The sequence below is a fragment of the Ruegeria sp. BB10 genome (assembly GCF_056535725.1).
Genome location: NZ_JBQFIW010000001.1, coordinates 44518 through 70339, shown reverse-complemented (window position 1 = coordinate 70339; position 25822 = coordinate 44518). Strand labels below are relative to the sequence as shown.

Here is a 25822-nt window from a genome sequence, read left to right as displayed (position 1 = left end):
AGCGGCAATTCCGTCACGCCGCTTTGAAGCGGGCCGTTGCCGGGTCAGCGTTGTAGAATGGCACGAACTCTTCGGTCCGGTGGGACAGGTCATTAATACTGTCGATGATGAACTGAACAGTCTCTTCGCTCATCAAATACGAGAAGTTCAGCCGCACCCAGCCGGGTTTCCTCATCTCTTCCCCCGCGGACAGGGCCGCGTGCAATTCATCCGAGGTTGCGCGGTCGATCCCCAGAAGACGGTGCGCATATGGCCCCGCACAGGCACAGCCGCCGCGCGCCTGAATGCCATAAATATCGCTAAGCATCCGGGTGAACAGTTGCTGATGAACCGGCTGGCCAGAGTTATCCCGCACAAGGAAGGAATAGATCGGCAGACGATGCGGGTTATCGACGCCCAGCAAGGTCAGGTTCGGGTTATCACCCCACCCGTCCAGCGCCATACGGTTAAACTGCGCCTCTTTTTCGGCGATCTCATCAGTGCCGACAACATCCTTGACGATAAAGGCTAGCGCCGCGCGGATGTCTCCGACCACGTTGGGTGTTCCGGCCTCTTCGCGCGTGGCCAGGTCCTCGCTGTAGTCGTGCCGCCAGGGCGAAACAAAACTGACCGTGCCACCACCGGGCCAACTGGGGCATGTGCGGCGCACGGCGGTCTGATTGACGATCAGAACACCCGACGCTCCCGGCCCGCCCGGAAACTTATGCGGAGACACAACGATAGCATCCTTGCGCGCATCCTCTGGCCCCATGTCCATCGGCAGATAAGGACCACCGCCTGCGTAATCCCAGACCGAAACGGCGCCATGTGCCTTGAGCAGTCGGGTGATCGGATCCGGGTCGGTAATGATTCCGGTTACATTCGACGCAGCCGAAAACGACCCGATGATTAGATCCGATGCAGCATTGTCGATCAGAACCTGCTCCAGCGCCGCCAGATCAACCCCACCTTCAATAGCTTCAGGAATCTCGATCACCTGTGCCTTGCTTTCACGCCACGGCAAAATGTTCGAATGATGCTCGTACGGCCCGATCAAAACGACCGGCCGGTCAGCCGCATCCACACCCAACAAGCTGACCAGCCGGTTCAGACCCGCAGTAGCGCCGGACCCGGTGAAAATCACCGCGTCTTCTCCCCTCGCGCCAACGATGCGGGCAATCTCTGCACGCGCCTCGCGGCGCAACCGAGTCATGTATGAACCGCAATAGGAGGCCTCGGTGTGGCTGTTGGCATAAAAAGGCAGCACCTGTTCGGTGACAAAATCCTCAACCTGCCGCAGCGCACGGCCCGAAGCGACGTAATCCGCATAAACCAGCGGCACGTCCCCATGTAGACCCGGGATCAGAACGTTCTCTCCGATCAGCCCGTCGCGCAGGCTTGAATTGCGAGTGGTGGACAGGATGTCTGCGCGAAATTTGGACAGGGTCATGGCATAGTCTCCGTATTGCCCTACCAATGTGATTGCTTTTGCCTGAGTAATCTTCACCGTTCTTTTGATAGATTTTAAAAAATTTGTGTCATATGATCAGGAATGGCGGAAAAAATAGATCAAATTGATAAACGCATCCTGCGTGAGCTGCAAACAAACGCGACCTTGTCCCAACGCGAACTGGCCGATCGGGTCGGGCTGTCGCAGAACGCCTGTTGGCGGCGGTTGAAGGCACTGAATGAGGATGGCGTGATTACCGGCTCAACCGCACGGATTGCCCGCGAGAAGTTGGGGCTAAGCCTTGTGGTTTTTGTTATGCTGCGCACCCGGCATCACTCGGCCGACTGGTTGCAAGCATTTCGCAGCCACGTACTGACCATCCCCGAAGTGGTGGATTTCCACCGGATTGGTGGCGACTATGACTATCAATTGAAGGTCGTGACCGAGGACATGGCGTCATATGACAAGGTCTATCAACGCCTGATCGAAAAAGTCGAACTGGACAGCGTGACCTCGTATTTCGCGATGGAAGCAATCGCCGAAGGTCGCCCCCTGCCGATCTGATCCGCTTTTTCATCTGGCCAAAAATATCTCGGGGGAGTCGCGCATCGACTGGGGCAGAGCCCCTACAAACAAAAAAAGACCGCGCTGAAAGCGCGGCCCTTTAAATTTTGCGTCTCGGCGAAGATTAGTTCTTCGCGTAGAATTCGACGACCAGGTTCGGCTCCATCATGACCGGGTACGGCACATCGCCCAGACCCGGTGCGCGCACGAAAGTCGCGGTCATTTTCGAGTGGTCTGCGTCGATGTAGTCAGGCACATCACGCTCGGCCAAAGCAACAGCTTCCAGAACAACAGCCAGTTGCTTGGACTTGTCACGCACTTCGATTACGTCGCCTTCTTTGACGCGGTAGCTGGGGATGTTGACCCGCTTGCCGTTCACTTTGACGTGTCCGTGGTTCACGAACTGACGTGCAGCAAACACGGTCGGCACGAACTTGGCGCGGTAAACAACAGCGTCCAGACGGCGCTCCAGCAGACCGATCAGGTTTTCACCAGTATCACCGTTCACACGGACGGCTTCTGCGTAGATGCGGCGGAACTGTTTCTCGGTCAGGTCGCCATAGTAACCTTTCAGCTTCTGCTTGGCGCGCAGCTGCAGACCGAAGTCCGACAGTTTACCCTTGCGGCGCTGACCGTGCTGGCCGGGGCCGTATTCGCGGCGGTTGACCGGGGATTTCGGACGACCCCAGATGTTTTCGCCCATCCGGCGGTCGATTTTGTGCTTGGCAGACGTGCGTTTGGTCACGGCTGATCTCCTTCTTAAGGTCGAGGTCCAGACGGACCACTATGAAGGGCGTTGTCCTCTTGAGGTTTCCCCCATGACAGGCATCCCCTTGCGGGGGCCACCAACACCAATGAAGCCGCGCTTATATCCGCGAAACCGGCAGAGTCAACACACCATGCCATGCAACATTGGAATTTCCATTGAAATCGAGGTTTACCTGCGGGTCAGTCAGCTCTGCGTCCGACAGAAACCGCCCTCTGCTGATCTTGATCATCCAGGACCGGAGTGGATCGGGATGGGAACGCTATGACAGTCTCATCCATCCCGGTTGCTTCGTTCCCTTGGCCCGCAGATTCGGCGACTTCACTAATCCAGAAATCCTGATCCCGCTCTGGGCAATCGCCTTCGAAGACCAGCATCGGGGCTGATTCGCCAGCAACTGGGAACAACGCCGCTGTGAAAGTTTGCGCACCGTTGGTCAACACAAGCAGGCCACTCGCTTCCTCTGAAAGGTTTTGAACATGCACGCAATGGCTCAGCGTCGCTAAGTCGGAACCAATGTCTTCGGCTCCTTCCAGCATCTGCACAGAGGAATTCTTCAAAAATCGTGCCTGTCCGCGCCACGACCAGGCAGCTCCGACGCTCAAAAAGGACAAGGGCGCTGCCTCAAGTCCATCGATTTCCGTCTGCCTCCAAAAAATGGCTATACGACCGCTTTGTCCGGTTCTCATATTACCGCCTGTACCCTTAAACCCATCACTGCGTACTGGGATACCCTTATCAACGTAAATTAAGGCGGAAAAGAGACGTTAATGTATTGTTAACGAAATTGTGGCCTTTGAGATTCAACTATTGACTTCCGGAGGGGTATTTTCCCGCCAGAATCGATCAACTTTTGTTGATTTAGGATTTCTAACTCAGCCACACTTGGAATGCCCGCAACTGCGGCAGGTCATGCAACCTTCGATCATCACCATATCGAACTGACCACAGGACGGGCAGGCTTTGCCGCGTGGCGCATCCATGTTGACCACCTGCGCCTGAGGGTCGGATTTCAGCCCCATGCCTTCCCCTTCAAGAAAGCCGATATTGATCAGGTGCTGCTCGATCACGCCACCAATCGCGGCCAGGATCGACGGGATGTATTTGCCCTGAACCCAGGCTCCGCCGCGCGGGTCAAACACAGCCTTCAACTCTTCGACCACAAAGGATACATCCCCGCCCCGCCGGAACACAGCCGAGATCATCCGGGTTAGCGCCAGCGTCCAAGCGTAGTGTTCCATGTTCTTCGAGTTGATGAACACCTCGAACGGGCGACGCCGGCCGCCGATGACAATGTCATTGATGGTCAGATAGATCGCGTGCTCGCTATCGGGCCACTTCAGTTTATAGGTCGACCCCTCCAACGCCTGCGGACGATCCAAAGGCTCGGACATGTACACGACTTCGCCTCCATCGACCTCATGCGGCGCAGCGGCGCTTTCGCCCGGCGCAGTGTCGGCACTTTCCGAAACGGTCAGCACCGACCCGGTCACGTCATTCGGTCGATAGGTGGTGCAGCCTTTGCACCCCTGATCCCACGCCTGCATGTAAACATCCTTGAACGCGTCAAAGCTGATGTCCTCGGGGCAGTTGATCGTCTTGGAAATCGAACTGTCGATCCATTTCTGCGCCGCGGCCTGCATCTTGACGTGATCGGACGGTGGTAGCGTCTGCGCATTGACGAAATAGTCGGGCAATTCCGCGTCCCCGAACTTGTCACGCCACATCTGCACGGCATAATCCACCACCTCTTCCTCGGTGCGCGAGCCGTCTTTCTGCAGAACTTTGCGCGTATAGGCATAAGCAAAGACCGGCTCGATTCCCGATGACACGTTCCCGGCGTATAGGGAAATCGTCCCTGTGGGCGCAATCGAGGTCAGCAATGCATTGCGGATGCCATGTTCACGGATCGCATCGCGCACATCCTCGTCCATTTGCTGCATCGTGCCGCTGGCCAGGAATTTCTCGGCATCGAACAGGGGGAACGCCCCTTTTTCCTTCGCCAAGTCCACCGACGCCAGATACGCGGCGCGGGCGATCGCGTGCAGCCAGCGCTCGGTCTGACGCGCCGCCTCGTCCGAGCCATAGCGCAGGCCCTTCATCAACAATGCATCTGCCAGACCTGTCACACCCAGCCCGATGCGGCGTTTGGCTTGCGCTTCGGCCGCCTGCTCCGGCAGCGGGAATTTCGACGCGTCGACCACATTGTCCATCATGCGTACGGCGGTGGCGACCAGATCCTGCAATGCGGCCTCATCCAGGTGTGCTGCATCCTCGAAAGGTTCAGCTACCAATCGCGCAAGGTTGATCGAGCCCAGCAGACACGCGCCATATGGCGGCAGGGGCTGTTCACCACATGGGTTGGTGGCGGCGATGGTTTCCACATAGCTCAGGTTGTTGGCCTGGTTGATGCGGTCGATGAAGATCACGCCCGGCTCGGCATAGTCATAGGTGGCCTGCATGATTTTGTTCCACAGATCGCGCGCCTGAACGGTGTGATAGACCTTTTCACCAAAGACCAGATCCCACGGGCCGTCGGCTTTGACGGCTTCCATGAAGGGGTCGGTCACCAGCACCGACATATTAAACATGCGCAGGCGGGCCGGGTCGGATTTGGCTGTGATGAACTGTTCGATATCCGGGTGATCGCAGCGCATGGTGGCCATCATCGCACCCCTGCGCGAACCCGCCGACATGATAGTGCGGCACATCGCGTCCCACACATCCATGAACGACAACGGCCCCGAGGCATCGGCGGCCACCCCATGCACATCAGCCCCACGTGGGCGGATGGTCGAGAAATCATAGCCGATCCCCCCACCCTGCTGCATGGTCAACGCAGCCTCTTTCAGCATGTCAAAGATACCGCCCATGCTGTCGGGAACGGTTCCCATGACAAAACAGTTGAACAGGGTCACCTGCCGTGCAGTACCTGCGCCCGCAGTGATACGACCTGCGGGCAGGTATTTGAAATCTTCCAGCGCTTCAAAGAACTTATCTTCCCAATGCCCCTGATCTTTTTCCACTCGTGCCAAATCGCGGGCAATGCGCCGCCAGCTGTCTTCGACTGTCTGGTCGATCGGTGTGCCATCCGCCTGTTTGAAGCGGTATTTCATGTCCCAGATCTGCTCGGCGATGGGGGCGGCAAAGCGGCTCATTGGTGATTCCCTGTACTGAAAGAGGTATCCAGACTATCCTAAATCACACGTCCACCACAACACCTTGATGACGCCGGTCATCAGGCTACAATATAAAGGTGGGCCTTGGGACGACTCTGTGGGAAAGCTGTGGATAAGTACGTAAACCTGATAAAACTCTCGGTCGGATCGGAAAGTGTAGACACGCTGATCGCGTGGCAGGACAGCCGTAAACCGCTGTACGAGGATGGTTGCCCGCGCCATGTCACCCGCATGTGGCCCAAGCGCGAGGCCGAGATTTTGAACGGCGGGTCAATTTATTGGGTGATCAAGGGTGTAATCCAATGCCGTCAGCGCATCCTGCGGCTGGATGAGGTGCGCGGTGAGGACGGCATCCGCCGTTGCGCCATCGTGCTTGATCCAGAGGTGCACCGTACGCAAACCGCTCTGAAGCGCCCGTTTCAGGGCTGGCGCTATTTGAAACCCGAAGACACCCCTGCCGATCTGCCACAAGGGCGCGAGCAGGACGACGCCCTGCCCGATGATTTGAACCGCGCGCTGGCCGAAATCGGAGTGCTTTGATCAGGTCAGGTGATCCAGTAACTTGGATAGAACCGCTTTGTCATCGGCTGAATAGTTGGGCACCCTGCTGCGCCACAGCGTCGCCTGCGACCGTAAGATCACTCCGTCCGACAGAATCTTCAGGTGATTTGCCCGCAGGGTTTCACCGGTCGAAGTGATATCCGCAATCGCCTCGGCCGTTTCGTTCATCACCGTGCCCTCGGTCGCACCCTGACTGTCGACCAGGGTGTAATCGGCGACGCCCGCATCGGTCAGAAACTCGCGCACCAGCCGGTGGTACTTGGTGGCAATCCTCAGCCGATGGCCATGGGTTTTACGAAAGGCCGCTGCAGCAGCGTCCAAATCGTCCAGCGTGTCGACATCCACCCAGCAGGCCGGTGTCGCAATGATCAGGTCAGCCTTACCGAAGCCCAGCTGTGACACCTCTTCCACCTGCTGTTCCCAGCGCGGCAGCTTTTCCTGCACCAGATCAATACCGGTCACGCCCAGATGAATGCGCCCAGCCGCCAGTTCGCGCGGAATTTCCCCTGCAGACAGCAGAATCAGCGATACGCCCTCAATCCCTTCGACCTTGCCGGCATATTCCCGGTCCGAACCACTGCGCGACAGGGTAATGCCGCGCTTTTCAAACCACGAGAAGGTTTTCTCCATCAACCGGCCCTTCGAGGGCACGCCCAGTTTCAGGCTCATTGCGCGCCCTCCTCGATTTCCAGGATCAGGTCAGGGCGCAGCACGCCACCCACAGCAGGGATTTCAGCACCATTGCCCAATTGCCGGGTCAGCGCATCATACCGCCCACCTGTGGCAACCGGAGGCAGGTCCGGGCGTCCCTCGGCATAAAAGCCAAAGACGAACCCGTCGTAATATTCCATGGAAGTACGGCCATAGGCAGCTTCGAAGTCCAGCCTCTCGACATCGACGCCACGCGCCTGCAATGCGGCCACGCGTATCTCAAGACGGTCCAGCGCCGGGGTAATCTGCGGCAGGTCTACCGCCACATCGCGCAATTGCTCTAACGCAAAAGGCATGGTTTCGCGCACGTTGAGCAAAGTTTCCAACCCGCCTAGTTCGCTGTCGGAAATCGGCGGGATGTCGCGGTCTTCGCGCAAGGCTTCGATCCGCGCCTCAATCTCGCTTACGCGGCGTTTGCCGATCATCGGCACATCAATGGCCAGCGGGTCCTGGGAATCCAGCAAGGCATCACGGCCTTCTGGCACCGGCTTGCGCCCTGCAAACCGATCCAGCAGATTGCGGAAACGACGCGGATGCCACAGGTGCCGCATCAGGGCGGCCTTGCGGCGATCCGTGGTGCGCAGGCCCTGAACCGCAGCCATCAGGATGCCAATATCGCCGGTCGCCGCACGCAACGGCAGCCCGCGCAGCTGAAGGGCGAACAGCGAAAAAACCTCGGCATCTGCGCCCGAGGGATCATCGCGGTCAAAGACCTCGTACCCCACCTGAATGTATTCGTTTGACCGATCCGGGTCGTGCTCCTGACGGCGGAATACCTCACCGGAATAAGTATAGCGCGCGGGTTCAGCCCCATCGCTCATGTGCATCTGCACGACTGGCAGCGTGAAATCTGGGCGCAGCATCTGTTCGCCGCGCAGCGCATCCGAGGTCACATAGGCTCGGGCACGGATATCTTCGCCATAGAGGTCCAGCAGCGTTTCGGCTGGTTGCAACAGGGGCGGGTCGACGACCTGTGCACCAGCGGCCTCGAACCGGACCCGCATCATCGCGGCGCGGGCTTGTATCTGGGAACGGTTGGCCATGGATCAGTCCTGACTGTCCAGAATTTCGCGCACCTTGGCGACCAGATCGCCACGCGGCACTTCAAACTGGCTTGGGCGTTCTTTCCATTCCTCCAGCGTGGCGCTTTCGGCGATCTTCGCACCCAGGATCAGGTCTTTGATCTGTACGATGCCATTGGCCTTTTCATCGCCGCCTTCAATCACCGCGATCGGAGAGTTCCTCTTATCCGCATATTTCAGCTGATTGCCAAAGTTCTTGGGATTGCCCAGATAGACCTCGGCCCGGATGCCAGCATTGCGCAGCTCGGCCACCATGGTCTGATAGTCGGCCATCCGATCCCGGTCCATGACAGTCACAACGACGGGGCCTGTCGCCTGCGCAGCGATCCGACCCTTTTCGCGCAACGCGGCCAGCAATCGGTCGACGCCGATGGAAATACCGGTCGCAGGCACTTCCTGCCCGGTAAATCGCTTGACCAGATCGTCATAGCGACCACCGCCAGAGACCGACCCGAACTGCCGCTTGCGGCCTTTCTCGTCGAAAATCTCAAAGGTCAGTTCGGCCTCATACACCGGCCCGGTATAGTAACCGAGGCCACGCACGACTGAAGGGTCAATCTCGATCCGATCCGCACCGTAGCCGCCCGCATCCAGCAACGCGCCGATCTGTTCCAGTTCGGCAATACCATCGGCACCGATCTTGCTGTCACCGACAGCAGCACGAAGGTTGGCCAATGTCCCAGCGGTGTCTGCGGCTTTCGAAGTCAGGAAAGCAATCACTGGTTCGGCCTGATCGTCGCTGAGGCCCACGCCGTCGATAAACGCCCCCGAGGCATCCAGACGGCCTTTGGTCAGCAACTCGCGCACGCCCTGCTCACCCACCTTGTCGAACTTGTCGATGGTGCGCAGGACATTGTCGCGGGCAGCAGCGTCTTCGCCCAGACCCATCGCCTCAAGCACGCCGTTCAGAACTTTGCGGTTGTTGACCCGAACCAAGTAGTCGCCGCGCGGGATGCCCACGGTTTCCAGCGTGTCCGACAACATGGCGCAAATCTCGGCATCGGCCGCCATCGAGGCCGTACCCACAGTATCCGCGTCACACTGATAAAACTGACGATAGCGTCCCGGACCCGGCTTCTCGTTGCGCCAGACCGGGCCCATCGCATAGCGGCGATAAGGTGTCGGTAGATCATTGCGGTGCTGCGCATAGACACGGGCCAGTGGCGCGGTCAGGTCATAGCGCAGGGCCATCCAGTCGCCCTTGTCATTCTCGTCCACTTCCTGCCACGCGAACACACCCTCGTTCGGGCGATCCACGTCGGGAAGGAACTTGCCCAGCGCCTCAACGGTCTCAACCGCGCTGCTCTCTAAGGCATCAAAACCATATCGATGATAGACGTCCGCAATAGCCCGCAGCATCTCGGTGCGCTGCGTGACTTCCTGGCCGAAATAGTCGCGGAACCCTTTTGGCGTTACTGCCTTGGGGCGGGGCTGTTTCTTGGGCTTGGCCATGTGGGGCGTCCTTGGGCGTTTAGTGTTCCGCGCGCGGTCTATCTCATGGCCCGCATCGGGGCAAGGCGCGCTTTCGCTGGCCTTGGGCCTCACGTGTCGCTATGACCGGCAAAGAAGGAGTCCCCCATGCAGCATCTGGAAGAGCAGATCGCCCATCTGACCCGCACGGTCGAAGAACTAAACACGGTTGTCACCCGCCAGCAATCCGAGATCGACCGCCTGACCCGCCGGGTCGAGATGCTGATGCGTCGCGAAAGCGAACGGGCGCAGGAAGGATCAGGTGGTGTTGTGTTCGGAGACGAACGTCCGCCGCATTATTGAGCGCTTTTTGTGTACCACCTTTATCAAGAGGCTGAAATTCTATTTCTTCAGTCTCATTGGTGAAACGGGTTGCATTCACAGCAACCAAATAACCGGAGAAAATTAATGGTCAAAAAACTCGCTCTGGTTACCGGTGCCGCGCGCGGTATTGGGCTGGCTACCTCAAGACTGTTTCTCCAGGACGGGTGGCACGTTGCGATGGTCGATCGTGATGCTGACGCATTGACCGAGGCGGCCAGCGGTCTTGATGGCACGGCGCCGATTGTTGCCGATGTTTCAGATCCAGATCAGGTGGACGATACAATACAGGCCGTTATATCGAATTTTGGACGAATTGACGCCGTGGTGAACAATGCGGGTATCGCCGAATTTGGACCAATCGAGCAACACGACTTTGCGGTGTGGCGCCGCGTCATGGAAACCAATCTTGACGGTGTGTTTCTGGTTTCACAGGCTTCAATTCCAGCCCTTCGCGAAAGCCGGGGCTCCATTGTCAATATCGCCTCGATCTCGGGACTGCGGGCCAGCACCCTACGTGTTGCGTACGGCACTTCAAAAGCTGGCGTCATCCACCTGACCAAACAGCAAGCCGCAGAATTGGGAGAATACGGGATTCGAGCCAATTGCGTCTGTCCCGGCCCGGTTCGTACCAAGCTGGCGATGGCCGTTCACACACCCGAAATCATCAACGCGTATCATGACGCCATTCCGCTGAACCGTTATGGTTCGGAAGAAGAGATCGCTCAGGTGATCTTATTTCTATGCTCGGACAAGGCCAGCTATGTAACTGGCCAAGTGATTGCGTCCGATGGCGGGTTCGAGAGCACTGGCGTCGGGCTGCCCGCACTGCGGTCACCCGACTGAATTCTCAATCCAGAAATCTGGTCAGAGATACGGAAAACCGTTGATCACAGACCCAGCGTTGTTTTCACTGCGTTGTCGACCACTCCGCCCAAGAGGGCATGCTTATCCGCGGCGCAGCCTTCCGACAGTGCGGCTATGAAAGCTTCACGCAGTTGGGCCTTTTCTTCGTCCGTGGTCGCGTGATCTTCGATATTGATCTGGCGGTTGTAGAGCGATAGGGCCGTCATCTTACCAACAACCTCTACAACAAAGGCTTCATCCCCGTCCGCCTCCTCGGCAATCGAGGCGCAGGTATAGTGCATCACAGGCAATGCGTCCTGGACCATCTGTTCAGCAGCCTCATCGGCCGTCGCCAAACACGGGGCCGCCAGGATCGCGGCGCAAACAAGCATTCTGAATCTAACAAACCGCATCACAATCACTTCCAGTTATGTCCGATAATGGCCCCGGCCACGCCACCGATGGCTGCACCCTTGCCGTCGCCGATCAACGCACCCACGCCCGCTCCGATCAAAGCGCCTTCGATCGTTTGCTTTTTCTTCTTGTCATCCTTGTCATCTGCCAGCGACCCGGACGCCACCGCCAGTGACGCAGCGGCTGCCAATGCAAATGTTCTGAACCCAATAGCTGTAATTGCCATAGCTGTGCCCTCCTGTGACACACCCCGAAACGGAGCATAAGTCCAGCCTAGCGGCGCAAAAACACTGTGGCAACAAAAGGGTGGGTCAGATTTCCTCGACCATGGTGACGCCATCCAAAGATTTAATGGCCCCCTTGATCTGCGGATTGATTGGGAAATCCTGTCCCAGATCCATCTCAACATCCCCCGGCAGACCGGGATCCAGCAGACAGATGTGGACCGGCCCTTTGGCCGCGCGCTTGGCTGCACCAGCCGCGTCTTCTAGAACCTTGGCGACCGTCGGAAGCACCTCGGGGACGTCAACAAATATTCGCAACCCAGTTGCGCCTGCTTCGGCAACTACAGAATCAACCGGCCCAACAGAATTCGCAAGCAACTTGAGCTGATCGGATTCCATTTCGGCTTTGACGGTCAGCACCACTTGCGATCCGGTCTCTAGAAACTCGCGCGATTTCTCCAGGGTTTCCGAGAACAGCGTGACCTCGTACGCCCCACTTGGATCAGACAATTGCGCAAAAGCAAAGCGGTTGCCCTTGGCCGATTTGCGTTCCTGACGCCCAGAGACCACACCGGCCATCTTGGCAATGAACGGGCCCGAGCGCGCCTGTTCCGTCACCTCATCCAATGTCATGACCTTCTTGCGTTTCAGCGCGGGCATATAGTCGTCCAGCGGGTGACCGGACAGATAGAAACCGATGGCTTTGAACTCTTCGCTCAGGCGCTCCGCAGGCAGCCAGTCCGGCGTTTGCGACAAGCGGGGTTCGGGCAAGTCATCGCCTGCTTCGCCAAATAGTGAAACCTGGTTCGAGTTCTTTTGGTCGTGGATCGCCGCCGAGTACTGTACCAGCGGATCAAGGCTTTCGAACACACGGCGGCGGTTTTTATCAAGCTGGTCGAATGCTCCGGCCCGCGCCAGCATTTCAAGCGGGCGTTTGCCGACTTTCTTCAGGTCCACCCGGCGGGCAAAGTCGAACAGGTTGACGAATGGCTTATCGCCTCGGCCATCAACCACGAGGGTCATGGCCTCGGCGCCCACGTTCTTGAGCGCGCCCAGCGCATAGACCAACTGCCCGTCGACCACATCAAAGGTTGACAGGGATCGGTTCACGCAGGGCGGCACGTAGGGCAGCTCTAACCCCTTGCGAACCTCTTCGAAATACACGGCCAGTTTGTCGGTCAGATGGATATCGCAGTTCATGACACCCGCCATGAACTCGACCGGGTGGTTCGCCTTTAGCCAACCGGTTTGATAGCTGACCACTGCATAAGCGGCAGCGTGAGATTTGTTGAAACCATAGTTGGCGAATTTTTCCAACAGGTCGAAAACCTCAGAGGCTTTCTTGGCATCCACGCCATTCTCACCCGCGCCCTTTTCGAATTTGGGGCGTTCGGCATCCATCGCCTCTTTGATCTTCTTACCCATCGCGCGGCGCAACAGGTCCGCGCCACCAAGGCTGTACCCAGCCATCACCTGCGCAATCTGCATCACTTGTTCCTGATAGACGATGATGCCTTGGGTTTCCTCAAGGATGTGGTCGATCAGAGGATGTACTGATTCAATCTTGCGAAGCCCATTCTTGACCTCGCAGTAGGTGGGGATGTTCTCCATTGGCCCCGGGCGATAGAGCGCCACAAGCGCGACGATATCCTCAATACACGTGGGCTTCATGCGTTTCAGCGCATCCATCATACCCGACGATTCCACCTGGAACACCGCTACGGTTTTGGCGGCTGAATAGAGCTTATACGTCGCTTCGTCATCCAGCGGGATAGCGTTGATCTGGTTTTCGGCCCCCTCGGCGGGCTCATACAGTTCCGTGCTATCGGCGGCGATGTGCAGGGGTCGCCCGGATTTGAAGATCAGATCCATCGCATTCTGGATTACAGTCAGGGTTTTCAGACCCAAGAAGTCGAACTTGACGAGACCGGCCTGTTCCACCCATTTCATATTGAATTGGGTTGCAGGCATATCCGAACGCGGATCTTGATACAGCGGCACCAGCGCGTCCAGCGGACGGTCCCCAATCACTACCCCCGCCGCGTGGGTCGAGGCGTTCCGCAACAGACCCTCGACCTGCTGGCCATAGGTAAGCAGCCGGTCCACGACCTCTTCACTGCGGGCCTCTTCGCGCAGGCGGGGTTCGTCTTTCAACGCTTTTTCGATGGAGACGGGTTTGACACCCTCGACCGGGATCATCTTGGACAGACGATCCACCTGGCCATAGGGCATTTGCAACACCCGACCGATATCGCGTACAGCGGCCTTGGACAGCAAGGCACCAAAAGTGATGATCTGCCCCACCTTATCGCGCCCGTATTTCTGCTGCACATAGCGGATCACCTCTTCACGGCGGTCCATGCAAAAGTCGATATCGAAGTCGGGCATAGAAACCCGTTCGGGGTTCAGGAACCGTTCGAACAGCAGTGAATAACGTAGCGGATCAAGGTCCGTGATGGTCAGAGCATAGGCCACCAGCGAGCCCGCACCCGAACCCCGCCCCGGCCCCACCGGGATGTCTTCGTCTTTCGCCCATTGGATAAAGTCAGCAACGATCAGGAAATAGCCGGGAAACCCCATGCCTTCGATTATGTCCAGTTCGAAATCCAGCCGTTCCTGATATTCCTCGGGCGTCACCGCATGCGGGATCACCGCCAAACGTTTTTGCAGACCCTCATTGGCGATGCGGCGCAATTCGGCGACCTCGTCATCGGCGAATTTCGGCAGGATCGGGTCGCGGCGATAAGCCATGAAGGCGCACCGTTTGGCGATTTCCACCGTATTCTCGATCGCCTCGGGCAAATCGGCGAACAGTGTCACCATTTCCTGCTGCGACTTGAAGTAATGCTGCGCAGTCAGACGGCGGCGCCCGTCCTGCTGATCGACATACGCCCCTTCGGAAATACAGATCAGCGCATCATGGGCCTCGTACATGTCCGAGGTGGGAAAAAAGACATCATTGGTGGCGACCAGCGGCAGGTTCTTGGCATAGGCCATTTCGACATGCCCACGCTCGGTCAGGTGTTCGGCCTCGGGCTGACCACCCTCGCCCGGATGGCGTTGCAACTCGATGTAAAGACGATCAGGGAACATGCCCGCCAGCCGATCCACCAAAGCCTCAGCCGCCGGGCGTTGGCCTTGCTGCAGTAACATACCCACCGGCCCGTCCGGCCCACCTGTCAGGCAGATCAGGCCGTCCGAGTGCTGTGCCAGTTCTTCCAAGGTGACTTGCGGAAGCTGTCCGCCCTTGTCCACATAAAGACAGGAGCTCAGCTTCATCAGGTTCTCATATCCGACCTCGGACTGCGCCAGCAGCACCAGCGGAGCCGGGATTTTCGGCTTTTCACCCGGCTGTGCCTGCACATAGGTCAGATCAACCTGGCACCCCATAATCGGTTGCACCCCTGCCCCGCTTGCGGTGACCGAAAACTCCAAAGCCGAGAACATGCTGTTGGTGTCGGTCACGGCGACGGCTGGCATCTCCATTTTTTCGCATAATGCGGGCAGTTTTTTCAGCCGTACGGCGCCTTCCAGCAGGGAATATTCGGTGTGAACGCGGAGGTGAATGAATCGTGTGGTGCTGCTCATACCGCCTACGCTATCCCAGCCAGCGGCGCGGCAAAAGCGGGAACCGATGCTTTTGAAAGCTTAAAAAATCAAAACCGATTGTTCGGTTTTTACAGAAGGTGCTTCGGGCAGAAATTCGTTGGATTGACAGAAAACACTTTAATTTCAGATGCCTGAATATTACAGAAACCCGGTGTTTTTTCGCAAAACGGTCCTAATGGTACATCATATAGGCAGTTTTTCTTGCCAGATAACCTGCCCTGTTTCTAACATCTAATGGCAAGCTTTCCGCCCGCCACTCTTTCTACGTCGCATCGAAGGAGGGCCACAGGGGCGCAACCGGGTAAGGCGACGGGTTTCTCGAATGGATATCACGTTTCTTCTGAACGGAGAGACAGTGGAACTGGCGGATGTCGATCCGACAGCGACCCTGCTGGATTGGCTACGCGAGGATCGGGGCCTGACCGGCACCAAGGAAGGCTGCAACGAAGGTGATTGCGGGGCTTGCACCGTCATGGTCACGGATGAAGGCGGCGCCAAGGCGCTGAATTCCTGCATCCTGTTTTTACCGCAACTGCACGGCAAAGCGGTTCGTACCGTCGAAGGTGCAAGCGGCCCAAATGGCGAAGCCCATCCGGTGCAGCAGGCCATGGTTGATCTGCATGGATCGCAGTGCGGCTTTTGCACCCCCGGTTTCGTGATGTCGATGGTGGCCAGTCATTCAAACGACGCAAGGGACCATGACACGCAGTTGGCGGGGAACCTTTGTCGCTGCACCGGATACGCCCCGATCATCCGCGCGGCCAAAGCCGCCGAAGAACACCCCGTGCCCGTTTGGGTCAAGGACAAACCTGTTTCTACACCTGCCACGATGCCCATGCTGCCGGGCTCCTCTGACGAATTGGCCGCGGTCTATGCCGAACACCCAGATGCCACTCTGGTCGCGGGCGCAACCGATGTAGGGCTGTGGGTCACCAAGCAATTGCGCGATCTTGATCCGGTGATCTTCCTGAACCGCTGTGACGATCTGAAAGACATTACAATAACGGACGATGAAATTCGTTTTGGGGCCATGGTCGATATGAACCGCATGGGTGAGGCGCTGACCGATCTGCACCCCTCGTACGCCGAGATGATCCGCCGATATGCCAGCGTTCAGGTGCGCCACGCGGCCACCGTCGGCGGCAACATCGCCAATGGCTCCCCCATCGGGGACAACCCGCCCGCGCTGATTGCCCTGAACGCCACCCTGCATCTGCGCAAGGGCAACGACCGCCGTTCGATACCGCTGGAGGAGTTCTTCATCGACTACGGCAAGCAGGACCGCAGCCCCGGCGAGTTTGTTGAGGCCGTCAGCTTCCCCCGTCAGGCGGATCGCCTGAAGGCTTATAAGATCAGCAAACGGTTCGATCAGGATATCTCGGCCGTGTGTGGTTGTTTCAACATCACCGTTTCAGATGGTGTCGTCGACCAGGCGCGCATCGCCTTTGGCGGCATGGCCGGCGTCCCAAAACGCGCCACTCAAGTCGAGGCCGCGTTGAACGGCAATCCATGGACACGTGAAACGGTGCATACTGCGATGCTGGCCTTTGACGATGACTTCACACCAATGACTGATATGCGCGCCTCGGCCACCTATCGGCTTGAGACGGCCAAGGCGCTGCTGGAAAGGTATTACCTTGAAGATCAGGGCCACGTGACCAACGTGCTGGAGGTGTCGGCATGAGCGTGACAAAACCCCTCCCCCACGACGCAGCGCCGCTTCATGTGTCCGGCACCGCCCGCTACGTAGATGACATTCCGACGCCCAAGGGAACGCTTTATCTGGCGTTCGGTATGAGCCCGATTGCCAAGGGCAAGATCACCGCGATGGATTTGTCCGCGGTCAAAGCAGCCGAAGGCGTCGAGATGGTCATGACGGCCGAAGACCTGCCTTTTGCCAACGATGTCTCGCCCTCGATCCATGATGAGCCGCTGCTGTCTGACGGCACCGTTCACTATATCGGCCAACCCGTTTTTCTGGTGGTCGCCACCAGCCATCTGGCCGCCCGCAAGGCCGTACGGCTGGGCAAGATCGACTATGACGAAGAAACCCCAATCCTGACGGTCGAAGAGGCGCTTGCTGCCAATAGCCGGTTCGAGGAAGGCCCGCGCATTTATGCCAAGGGCGACGCTGATGCGGCTATCGCGGGCGCGACCCATGTGATCGACGGGGGCTTTGAGCTCGGCGGGCAGGAACATTTCTATCTGGAAGGTCAGGCCGCCCTGGCCGTGCCGAACGAAGGTGCGGATATGCTGGTGCATTCCTCGACCCAGCACCCGACCGAGATTCAGCACAAGGTTGCTGACGCTTTGGGCGTTCCGATGCACGCCGTACGGGTCGAAACCCGCCGCATGGGCGGAGGGTTCGGCGGTAAGGAAAGCCAGGGCAACGCGCTGGCCGTGGCCTGTGCCATTGCCGCGCGTGTAACCGGCAAGGCCTGCAAGATGCGCTATGACCGCGACGATGACATGGTCATCACCGGCAAGCGCCATGCGTTCCGGATTTCGTATCGCGCAGGCTTTGATGAGCATGGCCATATTCAGGGCGTATCCTTCCTGCAATACGCTATCTGCGGCTGGGCGCAGGACCTGTCCCTGCCGGTCGCTGACCGTGCCATGCTGCATTCGGATAATGCCTATCTGCTGCCCAATGCGCGGATTGAAAGCCACCGGTTGAAAACCAACACCCAATCCGCCACCGCCTACCGCGGATTTGGCGGCCCGCAGGGCATGATCGCGATTGAACGGGTCATGGACCACGCCGCATATGAATTGGGTTTGGACCCGGTCGAGCTGCGCCGCCGGAACTATTACGACCCCGCTCATCGGCCAATCATGGAACCTGAACATCTGGCGAAGCGTCCTTTGGAACGCGTCGATCCGCATGAGGATCTGACAAGCCTTGGCGCTGTTGAGCAGGTTGAGACCGCTCCGCCCGTGCGCCCGGTGCCGGAAGGCGGCAATACAACGCCCTACGGCATGGAAGTCACCGATTTCGAACTGCACGGAATGACCGAAGCGCTGCTGAAATCCAGCGACTATGCCGCGCGCAAGGCGGCGATCGCGGCGTGGAACGCAGAAAACAGCGTGGTTAAGAAAGGCATCGCCTTCTCTCCGGTGAAATTCGGGATATCCTTCACACTAACCCACCTGAATCAGGCGGGTGCGTTGGTGCATGTGTATCAGGACGGTTCGGTCCACTTGAACCATGGCGGCACAGAAATGGGCCAGGGCCTGTTCCAGAAAGTCGCGCAGGTTGCGGCCTCGCGCTTTGGCATTCCGCTCGAGTTGGTAAAGATCACCGCCACAGACACGGCCAAGGTGCCGAATACCTCTGCCACGGCCGCGTCTTCGGGCAGTGACCTGAACGGCATGGCGGTGAAGGCCGCGTGCGACACGATCCGCGATCGGATGGCCGACTATCTGGCCGAACGGCATCAGGCTGATCCGTCCAGCGTTACTTTCACGGATGGCCACGTCTCGGTCGGCGAAGAACGCTATACCTTCGCCGAAGCCGCTGCATTGGCGTATCAAGGGCGCATCAGTCTGTCGGCAACCGGGTTCTACAAGACGCCTAAGATCGAATGGGACCGGATCAAGGGCCGGGGTCGCCCGTTTTATTACTTTGCTTATGGTGCTTCGATCACCGAGGTTGCCGTCGACACATTGACCGGAGAGAACCGCATTCTGCGCACCGACATCCTGCATGATGCGGGTGTGTCGCTGAACCCGGCACTGGATATCGGGCAGGTAGAAGGTGGCTATGTGCAAGGCGCAGGCTGGCTGACGACCGAAGAACTGGTCTGGGACGACAAGGGCAACCTGCGCACGCATGCACCGTCAACCTACAAAATCCCCGCCTGTTCGGACCGACCCGACATTTTCAACGTCGCACTCTGGGACGGACAGAACCGCGAAGACACGATCTATCGCTCAAAAGCGGTGGGTGAGCCGCCCTTTATGTTAGGAATTTCCGCCTGGCTGGCACTGTCCAACGCGGTGGCGGCCTGTGGAGACAGCTATCCGGCACTGGATGCGCCTGCCACGGCCGAAGAAGTCTGGCGCGGCGTCCAAAGGGTGAAGGGAGGCATCTGATGGGATTCGACCTGGAGGCTTTGAGGGAGGCGGTCAAAACCCACGGGAAAGTAACTCGAGTGGTCATCGCGGCGATCAAAGGGTCGTCCCCACGCGAAGTTGGGGCCGCTATGCTGGTTTGGAAGGATGGGCAAAGCGGTACAATCGGGGGTGGCGTACTTGAATACGAAGCAGCCCAGGCCGCACGAACCCAAATCGTATCCTCGCGACTGACGCATCATGCGCTTGGCCCAGACATGGGGCAGTGCTGCGGCGGCGCGGTCTCGTTGTTTAGCGAAGTCTTTGACGCCAAGGCAGTGAACGCGCTGGACGATACGGTCATCGCAAGAACGGCAGCGGGAGATGACATGCCCCTGTCCGTCATACGCCTGCTGGCGGCTGCGCGCGGTCAGGGTATCGCGCCCGAACCGCAACTGATCGACGGCTGGATGGTTGAACCGGTACACAAACCGGCCCGCAATCTGTGGATCTGGGGTGCAGGTCATGTCGGCCGCGCGCTGGTGGATGTTCTGCACCCGCTGCCCGATCTGGCAATCACATGGGTCGACACTGCACCTGAGCGTTTTCCGAACACGGTTCCAAACGGAGTAACAGTGGTTCCGGTCGCAAAACCGGCCGAGTTGGTGCGCCACGCGCCGACCAATGCCGAACATCTTGTGCTGACTTATTCACACAATCTGGACCTGGAGCTGTGCAACCGGCTGCTTTCACACGATTTCCGCTTTGCGGGGCTGATCGGCTCGGCTACGAAATGGGCGCGATTCCGGTCTCGGTTGGCAGCGCTGGGGCATATGCCCGAACGGATTAACCGGATCACCTGTCCAATCGGCGACCCCGACTTGGGCAAACACCCGCAGATGATCGCCGTTGGCGTCGCAGCAGACCTGCTGCGTCCCGCCCGGCAGAACGAATTGAAGAAGGACCTGAGCGCGTGACCACTCCACTGCTAAGCTTACAAGGTTTGACCAAGGCCTATCCCGGCGTCGTGGCCAATGATCAGGTGTCCTTTGACATCGGCGAAGGCGAAGTTCATGCCCTGCTGGGCGAAAACGGCGCGGGTAAATCCACGCTGGTGAAAATGATCTATGGGCTGGTGAAGCCCGACAGCGGCACAATGCTGCTGCGCGGTCAGGCTTTTGCTCCGCCAGAACCCCGCGCCGCGCGGGCCGACGGGATCGCGATGGTGTTCCAGCACTTCTCGCTGTTTGACGCGCTGAACGTGGCTGAAAATATCGCGCTGGGGATGGAGAACCCGCCGCCGATGGGCGATCTGGCCTCGCGTATCCGCGAAGTGTCGGAAACCTATGGCCTGCCGCTGGACCCGTTCCGCACCGTTGGCGATCTGTCCGCGGGTGAGCGTCAGCGGGTCGAGATCATCCGCTGCCTGTTGCAGGACCCCAAGCTGCTGATCATGGACGAGCCAACCTCGGTTCTGACCCCGCAAGAGGTTGAGATCCTGTTCGAAACACTGAACAAATTGCGGTCCGAGGGCACCTCGATCCTGTATATCTCGCACAAGCTGGAAGAAATTCGCACGCTTTGCGACCACGCCACCATTTTGCGCCTGGGCAAGAACGTAGGTGAGTGTGTGCCGTCTGAAACCTCGGCGCGGGACATGGCCGAGATGATGGTCGGCTCGACCTTGCAGACACCGGAACGCTCGGGGCGTGAATTTGGCGAGGTAGCGCTGGATGTAAGCGGGCTGTCGGTTCCGTCGCCCTCGGAATTTGGCACGGCTTTGAAGAACGTTCACATGACAGTCCGTAAGGGTGAGGTTCTGGGGGTCGGCGGCGTGGCTGGCAACGGTCAGGATGAACTGCTGGGCGTCCTGTCCGGTGAAATCCAGACAACAGCAGATGCCATCAAGTTTAACGGCCAGCCGATCGGCAAGCTGGGGCCGACGGCCCGACGCAAGCTGGGCGTGCTGACCGCGCCCGAAGAACGACTGGGCCATGCTGCTGCCCCGGACATGAGCCTGACCGAAAACGCATTGCTGACCGGTTCGGTTCGCGAAGGTTTGGAAAGCAACGGCTTTCTGAAGTGGTCGGAAACCAAGAGCTTTGCTGAAAAGATCATCAGCGCCTTCGACGTCCGCACGCCCGGGCCAGAGAACGCGGCGCGGTCATTATCAGGTGGCAACCTGCAGAAATTCGTGATCGGACGCGAGGTGTTGCAGAACCCTGACGTTTTGGTGGTGAACCAGCCCACCTGGGGCGTGGACGCGGCGGCGGCAGCCTCGATCCGGCAGTCCATTCTGGACCTGGCGGCCAAAGGAACCGCAGTCATCTGCATTAGCCAAGATCTGGATGAATTAATGGAAATCTCGGACAGCTTTGCCGCCCTCAACGAAGGGCGTCTGAGCGCGCCGCGCCCAACCACCGGCCTGACCGTGGATGAGATTGGCCTGATGATGGGCGGCGCACATGGCATGGAGGTGGCCCATGTCTAACCCATTACAAAAGAATGAAATCAGGGGGATGAGCGGATGATTGTGTTGGAGAAACGGCCGCAGCCGTCCAAGGCGTGGTCTTATGCCACCCCGCTGGTGGCGGTGTTGGCAACGATGGTGTTTGGCGGCATTCTGTTCGCCATTCTGGGTAAGAACCCGATCGAAGCCATCGGCACTATTTTCTGGGAACCTCTGTTCGGAGAATTCGCCTTTTATTACCGTCCGCAATTGCTGGTGAAAGGGGCACCTCTGGTGCTGATCGCCATTGGCCTATCGCTGGGTTTCCGCGCCGGTATCTGGAATATCGGGGCCGAGGGTCAATACATCATGGGGGCCATCTTTGGTGCCGGTGCGGGCTTGGCCTTCTATCCGCTAGAGGCGTTTTACGTCTTTCCGATCATGGTGATCGCTGGCGCGCTTGGCGGATGGCTGTGGGCATCCATTCCGGCCTTTCTAAAGGTCCGCTTCGGCACCAATGAAATACTTGTTTCGCTGATGCTGGTGTACGTGGCCGAACAGATGCTGGCCTCGGTCTCGCTGGGCCTGCTGAAAAACCCTGAAGGCTTCGGCTTTCCAGGCTCGCGTAACCTGCAATCCTATGAAAGCGCACATAATGCGGAACTGATCGCGGGGTCCGGGATGCACTGGGGTGTCGTGACCGCGCTGATCGCGGTGATCTTTGCCTATGTCCTGCTGAACCGGCACATGTTGGGCTTCCACATCCGGCTGACCGGAGAAGCCCCTCGCGCGGCAAAGTTTGCAGGCGTGAACCCGGCGCGGCTGATCTTGTTCTGCCTGGGTCTGTCCGGCGCGCTGGCCGGGCTTGCGGGCATGTTCGAAGTGTCCGGCCCCTCTGGTGTGGTCAGCATCGACTTTAACGTCGGCTATGGCTTTACCGCGATCATCGTGGCCTTTCTGGGCCGTCTGCATCCGGTGGGTATCCTGCTGGCCGGTGGCCTGATGGCGCTGACTTATATCGGCGGTGAAATCGCGCAGTCTCAGCTGGGCCTGCCCGCCGCTGCCATTCAGGTGTTCCAGGGGATGCTTCTGTTCTTCCTGCTGGCTTTCGATCTTTTGACCAACTACCGCATCCGTGCGGCCCATAGCGAGGTGGCGTGACCCATGGATTTAGGTGAAATCAATCCCGTACTTCTGATCGCCTCGCTGATGGTGGCCGCAACTCCGCTGCTGTTGGCTGCAATCGGAGAGCTGGTGGTCGAGAAAGCAGGCGTCCTGAACCTTGGCGTCGAGGGTATGATGATCGTGGGTGCAATCAGCGGATTTGCGATCTCGGTCGAAACCGGCTCACCCTGGCTGGGGTTCATTGCGGCGGCCATCGGCGGCGCCGTACTGTCGCTACTGTTTGTGCTGCTGACACAGTTCGCGCTGGCCAATCAGGTTGCAAGTGGTTTGGCCCTAACCCTGTTTGGCCTGGGTTTCAGCGCCCTTCTGGGCCAAAGCTATGTAGGTATCAAGCCGCCCAGCATGGGTGACATCCACATCCCGGTGATCAGCGATATCCCGGTGATCGGCCCGATCCTGTTCCAGCATGACCCGATCCTGTATGTCGGTATCGCACTAACAGCCGCCGTGTGGGCCATTCTGAAATACACTCGCGTCGGTTTGATCCTGCGCGCGGTGGGTGAAAACCACGATGCGGCTCACGCCTTGGGTTACAAGGTTATCAAGATCCGCATCATGGCGATCCTGTTCGGTGGCGCATGCGCGGGCCTCGGCGGAGCCTATATCAGCCTGATCCGCGTCCCGCAGTGGACCGAGGGCATGACGGCCGGTGTCGGCTGGATCGCCCTGGCGCTGGTGGTCTTCGCCAGCTGGAAGCCATGGCGCGCCTTGCTGGGTGCCTATTTGTTCGGCGGAATCACGGTGTTGCAGCTTAATTTGCAGGCGGCGGGCGTTGCCATTCCAGTCGAGTATCTGGCAATGTCGCCCTATATCATCACGATCCTTGTGCTTGTGATCCTTTCGGCCGACAAGAGCAGCGCACCCGCCTCACTAGGCCGGATCTTCCATGCCTCACACTAGGGGCCAATTAAACCAACTTGGGGAGTAACACATGAAATTCACATCACTTTTGGCAAGCGCCGCCATGGCGCTGGGTCTGGCGACAAGCGCCATGGCCGAAGACAAAACCAAAGTCGGTTTCGTCTATGTCGGCCCCGTCGGCGACGGCGGCTGGACCTATGAACACGACAAGGGCCGTCTGGCGGTCGAAGAGCATTTCGGTGACAAGGTTGAAACCGTGTTCGTTGAATCGGTGCCCGAGGGCCCGGACGCTGAACGTGTGATGACTCAGATGGCGCTGGAAGGGGCTGACCTGATCTTTACCACTTCGTTCGGCTATATGGACCCGACCATCAACGTGGCCAAGAAATTCCCGAACGTGAAATTCGAGCATGCGACAGGCTACAAGACCGCCGACAACGTCTCGGTCTATTCTGCTCGCTTTTACGAAGGTCGTGCCGTTCAGGGCCACATCGCCGGTAAAATGACCGAGTCGAACATCGTCGGCTATATTGGTTCCTACCCGATCCCCGAAGTGATCCGCGGCATCAACTCGGCCTATATTCACGCCAAGAAGGTGAACCCGGATGTCGAGTTCAAGATTGTCTGGGCTTACACTTGGTTCGATCCCGCAAAAGAAGCGGACGCCGCCACCGTTCTGATCGAACAGGGGGCCGACGTGATCCTGCAGCACACCGACTCGACCGCGCCGCAGGCGGCCGCGCAAGAGGCAGGCAACGTAATCACCTTCGGGCAGGCCTCGGACATGAGCGAATACGCCCCCAAGCCGCGCGTATCCTCGATCATCGACAACTGGGCGCCCTATTACATCGCGCGCACCCAGGCTGTTATGGATGGGTCGTGGGAAACCGTGAACACCTGGGACGGCATCAAAGAAGGCATGGTTGAGATTGGCGAAATCTCGGACGCGGTTCCTGCCGAAGTGAAAGAAGAAGCGCTGGCGATGAAGGCCGCCATGGCCGCAGGTGAATACCACCCCTTCACGGGTCCGCTGAAAAAGCAGGACGGCAGCGACTGGCTGGCAGAAGGCGAAACCGCCGATGACGGAACGCTGGCGGGCATGAACTTCTATGTCGAAGGGCTGGAAGGCGACATTCCGCAGTAAGCTCTATTGAGCCAAGACAGGAAAGGCCCGCAGTTCTAGCGGGCCTTTTTCAAAGGGCCGTTCTGAGCCCAAACACCCCAGACCTATGGGCACAAAGTCGGCAAATATCGATTGAGTTTGTGTCGAGAATTTCGAAGCGCATCCGCTTTTTGACCAGTTGTAGACCTCAGTTCGCTCGTCAGATGGAGTAACCAGGATGGCGTGATAGTCCAGAATTACTGTGCCGGTCGGTCCCGTCCTACTCGTCGCGACTTCAGGAAGACGCATTTCCCAAATGGAAATGAGTTCGGTGTCATAACGAGTTGGTTCAGGCACAAGAATACATGCCTCTTGTGTATCGCTAACCGCCCCACGATGAACGTACATGCTTATTGCTGAAACCCAAGACCACGTTGCAAGAAGAAAGAGGATCAAGAAACCTCTTCGAGGGAACCACCGCGAGGTCCGTCTTGGTGTAATAATGTCAGCAAGCAATTGTAGATAGCCAGCAAACCCCACGACGAAAAACAAGGTGATTGCCCCATCAACTGGTGTACCTAAGGCCAACGCCACAAAAGCGAGTAAAGCCCCGCCAATCAGAACGAGGACTGTGAGCACCGACAGTGCTCTAGCTGGCCACCGGTGTTCCTTTAGTGGCTTTTGGACAAGAAGTACCGCGAGCAATCCAAGGGTACAGATTGTAATGACCGAAAGCGCCCATCTATCCAGTGAGATTGGGAGCCAACTACTATACCAGAAAATAAGCACAAAAACGAAGATGCGGCTTTCAACTGAATTTATGCTCCAAGCTAATTTGCGCTGTATCACAACTATGGCTTTAAATTCGTATCCCATCCGAGTGCGCTGTCCAAGGTCAGCTTTGTCCGCAAACAGGCCATTCATGCCCCTCGTCAGACAGGAACAATGAGCAACGGCATTCCCAAAACCCATCGCGGTCAAACGAGCCCTTCGAAT

General features: G+C 58.3%; 22 protein-coding genes. 11 read left to right on the top strand and 11 right to left on the bottom strand.

The window, feature by feature from the left end:
- Positions 1–13: 13 nt before the first annotated feature.
- Complete coding sequence (locus tag ACR3EP_RS00340) at positions 14–1429, bottom strand: aminotransferase class V-fold PLP-dependent enzyme (RefSeq protein ID WP_480635767.1); 1416 nt, start codon at positions 1427–1429, stop codon at positions 14–16.
- Between the two features lie 102 nt (positions 1430–1531).
- Here ACR3EP_RS00340 and ACR3EP_RS00335 point away from each other — a divergent pair, with 102 nt between their 5' ends.
- The gene (locus ACR3EP_RS00335; protein WP_480635765.1) at positions 1532–1993 is read left to right on the top strand and encodes an Lrp/AsnC family transcriptional regulator; all 462 of its coding nucleotides are present in this window, start codon (positions 1532–1534) and stop codon (positions 1991–1993) included.
- 124 nt (positions 1994–2117) lie between these two features.
- Here ACR3EP_RS00335 and rpsD read toward each other — a convergent pair whose 3' ends face one another.
- The 3 genes from rpsD to ACR3EP_RS00320 form a co-directional block, all read right to left on the bottom strand.
- Entirely contained in the window at positions 2118–2738 is a 621-nt protein-coding gene (gene rpsD / locus ACR3EP_RS00330; RefSeq protein ID WP_170347804.1) for a 30S ribosomal protein S4, read from the bottom strand.
- Positions 2739–2941: 203 nt separating this feature from the next.
- A complete protein-coding gene (locus ACR3EP_RS00325) occupies positions 2942–3319 on the bottom strand; it encodes a hypothetical protein (protein WP_170516620.1) in 378 nt (125 codons plus the stop codon).
- A gap of 315 nt (positions 3320–3634) precedes the next feature.
- Positions 3635–5917: an adenosylcobalamin-dependent ribonucleoside-diphosphate reductase gene (locus ACR3EP_RS00320; protein ID WP_170374200.1), complete on the bottom strand. Its 2283-nt coding sequence runs from the start codon at positions 5915–5917 to the stop codon at positions 3635–3637.
- A gap of 129 nt (positions 5918–6046) precedes the next feature.
- Between ACR3EP_RS00320 and ACR3EP_RS00315 the strand changes: the two genes are divergently transcribed.
- Positions 6047–6478: a DUF1489 family protein gene (locus tag ACR3EP_RS00315; RefSeq protein WP_170347801.1), complete on the top strand. Its 432-nt coding sequence runs from the start codon at positions 6047–6049 to the stop codon at positions 6476–6478.
- Here ACR3EP_RS00315 and hisG read toward each other — a convergent pair whose 3' ends face one another.
- Genes hisG through hisS form a run of 3 tightly spaced genes read right to left on the bottom strand, consistent with a single transcriptional unit; the run spans position 6479 to position 9744 of the window.
- Positions 6479–7168 (bottom strand): ATP phosphoribosyltransferase, encoded by a 690-nt coding sequence (gene hisG / locus ACR3EP_RS00310; RefSeq protein WP_170347800.1) that lies wholly within the window; start codon positions 7166–7168, stop codon positions 6479–6481. It lies immediately after the preceding gene.
- Entirely contained in the window at positions 7165–8253 is a 1089-nt protein-coding gene (locus ACR3EP_RS00305) for an ATP phosphoribosyltransferase regulatory subunit (protein ID WP_480635762.1), read from the bottom strand. The genes hisG and ACR3EP_RS00305 overlap by 4 nt, the downstream gene beginning before the upstream one ends.
- 3 nt (positions 8254–8256) lie before the next feature.
- Complete coding sequence (gene hisS / locus ACR3EP_RS00300; protein ID WP_170347798.1) at positions 8257–9744, bottom strand: histidine--tRNA ligase; 1488 nt, start codon at positions 9742–9744, stop codon at positions 8257–8259.
- 126 nt (positions 9745–9870) lie between these two features.
- Here hisS and ACR3EP_RS00295 point away from each other — a divergent pair, with 126 nt between their 5' ends.
- Positions 9871–10065 carry a SlyX family protein gene (locus ACR3EP_RS00295; protein WP_170360583.1) on the top strand — a complete coding sequence of 65 codons (195 nt, stop codon included), beginning with the start codon at positions 9871–9873 and terminating at the stop codon, positions 10063–10065.
- 105 nt (positions 10066–10170) lie between these two features.
- Entirely contained in the window at positions 10171–10929 is a 759-nt protein-coding gene (locus tag ACR3EP_RS00290; protein WP_480635760.1) for an SDR family NAD(P)-dependent oxidoreductase, read from the top strand.
- Positions 10930–10973: 44 nt separating this feature from the next.
- Here ACR3EP_RS00290 and ACR3EP_RS00285 read toward each other — a convergent pair whose 3' ends face one another.
- The 3 genes from ACR3EP_RS00285 to dnaE form a co-directional block, all read right to left on the bottom strand.
- The gene (locus tag ACR3EP_RS00285; RefSeq protein ID WP_480635759.1) at positions 10974–11342 is read right to left on the bottom strand and encodes a hypothetical protein; all 369 of its coding nucleotides are present in this window, start codon (positions 11340–11342) and stop codon (positions 10974–10976) included.
- Positions 11343–11347: 5 nt separating this feature from the next.
- Complete coding sequence (locus ACR3EP_RS00280) at positions 11348–11569, bottom strand: YMGG-like glycine zipper-containing protein (RefSeq protein ID WP_170347795.1); 222 nt, start codon at positions 11567–11569, stop codon at positions 11348–11350.
- 85 nt (positions 11570–11654) lie between these two features.
- Positions 11655–15155 carry a DNA polymerase III subunit alpha gene (gene dnaE / locus ACR3EP_RS00275; RefSeq protein ID WP_480635757.1) on the bottom strand — a complete coding sequence of 1167 codons (3501 nt, stop codon included), beginning with the start codon at positions 15153–15155 and terminating at the stop codon, positions 11655–11657.
- A 343-nt stretch (positions 15156–15498) separates the two neighbouring features.
- On the opposite strand from dnaE, the gene xdhA reads away from it, so the two are divergent.
- From xdhA to ACR3EP_RS00240, 7 genes are read left to right on the top strand one after another with little or no spacing between them, the layout of a single operon-like run.
- Positions 15499–16860 carry a xanthine dehydrogenase small subunit gene (gene xdhA / locus ACR3EP_RS00270; protein ID WP_480635756.1) on the top strand — a complete coding sequence of 454 codons (1362 nt, stop codon included), beginning with the start codon at positions 15499–15501 and terminating at the stop codon, positions 16858–16860.
- Positions 16857–19271, top strand: a complete 2415-nt coding sequence (gene xdhB / locus ACR3EP_RS00265) for a xanthine dehydrogenase molybdopterin binding subunit (protein WP_480635754.1) — start codon at positions 16857–16859, stop codon at positions 19269–19271. Before xdhA ends, xdhB begins: the two co-directional genes overlap by 4 nt.
- Entirely contained in the window at positions 19271–20206 is a 936-nt protein-coding gene (xdhC, locus tag ACR3EP_RS00260; protein WP_480635752.1) for a xanthine dehydrogenase accessory protein XdhC, read from the top strand. The genes xdhB and xdhC overlap by 1 nt, the downstream gene beginning before the upstream one ends.
- Complete coding sequence (locus tag ACR3EP_RS00255; RefSeq protein WP_170347790.1) at positions 20203–21720, top strand: ABC transporter ATP-binding protein; 1518 nt, start codon at positions 20203–20205, stop codon at positions 21718–21720. Before xdhC ends, ACR3EP_RS00255 begins: the two co-directional genes overlap by 4 nt.
- Before the next feature lie 36 nt (positions 21721–21756).
- On the top strand, positions 21757–22839 hold the full coding sequence (locus ACR3EP_RS00250; RefSeq protein WP_170360597.1) for an ABC transporter permease: 1083 nt from the start codon (positions 21757–21759) through the stop codon (positions 22837–22839).
- A 3-nt stretch (positions 22840–22842) separates the two neighbouring features.
- Positions 22843–23763 (top strand): ABC transporter permease, encoded by a 921-nt coding sequence (locus ACR3EP_RS00245; protein ID WP_170547920.1) that lies wholly within the window; start codon positions 22843–22845, stop codon positions 23761–23763.
- Between the two features lie 31 nt (positions 23764–23794).
- Entirely contained in the window at positions 23795–24868 is a 1074-nt protein-coding gene (locus ACR3EP_RS00240) for a BMP family ABC transporter substrate-binding protein (RefSeq protein ID WP_170347786.1), read from the top strand.
- Between the two features lie 3 nt (positions 24869–24871).
- Here the strand turns inward: ACR3EP_RS00240 and ACR3EP_RS00235 are convergent, their stop codons facing one another.
- Entirely contained in the window at positions 24872–25750 is an 879-nt protein-coding gene (locus tag ACR3EP_RS00235) for a hypothetical protein (protein WP_480635750.1), read from the bottom strand.
- Positions 25751–25822 lie beyond the last annotated feature (72 nt).

Excerpts from the sequence above, each read along its gene's own strand:
- xdhC (WP_480635752.1), top strand. The coding sequence starts at position 19,271 with ATGGGATTCGACCTGGAGGCTTTGAGGGAGGCGGTCAAAACCCACGGG.
- ACR3EP_RS00295 (WP_170360583.1), top strand. The coding sequence starts at position 9,871 with ATGCAGCATCTGGAAGAGCAGATCGCCCATCTGACCCGCACGGTCGAA.
- ACR3EP_RS00285 (WP_480635759.1), bottom strand. The coding sequence starts at position 11,342 with ATGCGGTTTGTTAGATTCAGAATGCTTGTTTGCGCCGCGATCCTGGCG.
- dnaE (WP_480635757.1), bottom strand. The coding sequence starts at position 15,155 with ATGAGCAGCACCACACGATTCATTCACCTCCGCGTTCACACCGAATAT.
- xdhA (WP_480635756.1), top strand. The coding sequence starts at position 15,499 with ATGGATATCACGTTTCTTCTGAACGGAGAGACAGTGGAACTGGCGGAT.
- ACR3EP_RS00280 (WP_170347795.1), bottom strand. The coding sequence starts at position 11,569 with ATGGCAATTACAGCTATTGGGTTCAGAACATTTGCATTGGCAGCCGCT.
- ACR3EP_RS00320 (WP_170374200.1), bottom strand. The coding sequence starts at position 5,917 with ATGAGCCGCTTTGCCGCCCCCATCGCCGAGCAGATCTGGGACATGAAA.
- ACR3EP_RS00235 (WP_480635750.1), bottom strand. The coding sequence starts at position 25,750 with ATGAATGGCCTGTTTGCGGACAAAGCTGACCTTGGACAGCGCACTCGG.
- hisS (WP_170347798.1), bottom strand. The coding sequence starts at position 9,744 with ATGGCCAAGCCCAAGAAACAGCCCCGCCCCAAGGCAGTAACGCCAAAA.
- xdhB (WP_480635754.1), top strand. The coding sequence starts at position 16,857 with ATGAGCGTGACAAAACCCCTCCCCCACGACGCAGCGCCGCTTCATGTG.
- ACR3EP_RS00305 (WP_480635762.1), bottom strand. The coding sequence starts at position 8,253 with ATGGCCAACCGTTCCCAGATACAAGCCCGCGCCGCGATGATGCGGGTC.
- ACR3EP_RS00340 (WP_480635767.1), bottom strand. The coding sequence starts at position 1,429 with ATGACCCTGTCCAAATTTCGCGCAGACATCCTGTCCACCACTCGCAAT.
- hisG (WP_170347800.1), bottom strand. The coding sequence starts at position 7,168 with ATGAGCCTGAAACTGGGCGTGCCCTCGAAGGGCCGGTTGATGGAGAAA.
- ACR3EP_RS00335 (WP_480635765.1), top strand. The coding sequence starts at position 1,532 with ATGGCGGAAAAAATAGATCAAATTGATAAACGCATCCTGCGTGAGCTG.
- ACR3EP_RS00240 (WP_170347786.1), top strand. The coding sequence starts at position 23,795 with ATGAAATTCACATCACTTTTGGCAAGCGCCGCCATGGCGCTGGGTCTG.
- ACR3EP_RS00245 (WP_170547920.1), top strand. The coding sequence starts at position 22,843 with ATGGATTTAGGTGAAATCAATCCCGTACTTCTGATCGCCTCGCTGATG.
- ACR3EP_RS00290 (WP_480635760.1), top strand. The coding sequence starts at position 10,171 with ATGGTCAAAAAACTCGCTCTGGTTACCGGTGCCGCGCGCGGTATTGGG.
- ACR3EP_RS00250 (WP_170360597.1), top strand. The coding sequence starts at position 21,757 with ATGATTGTGTTGGAGAAACGGCCGCAGCCGTCCAAGGCGTGGTCTTAT.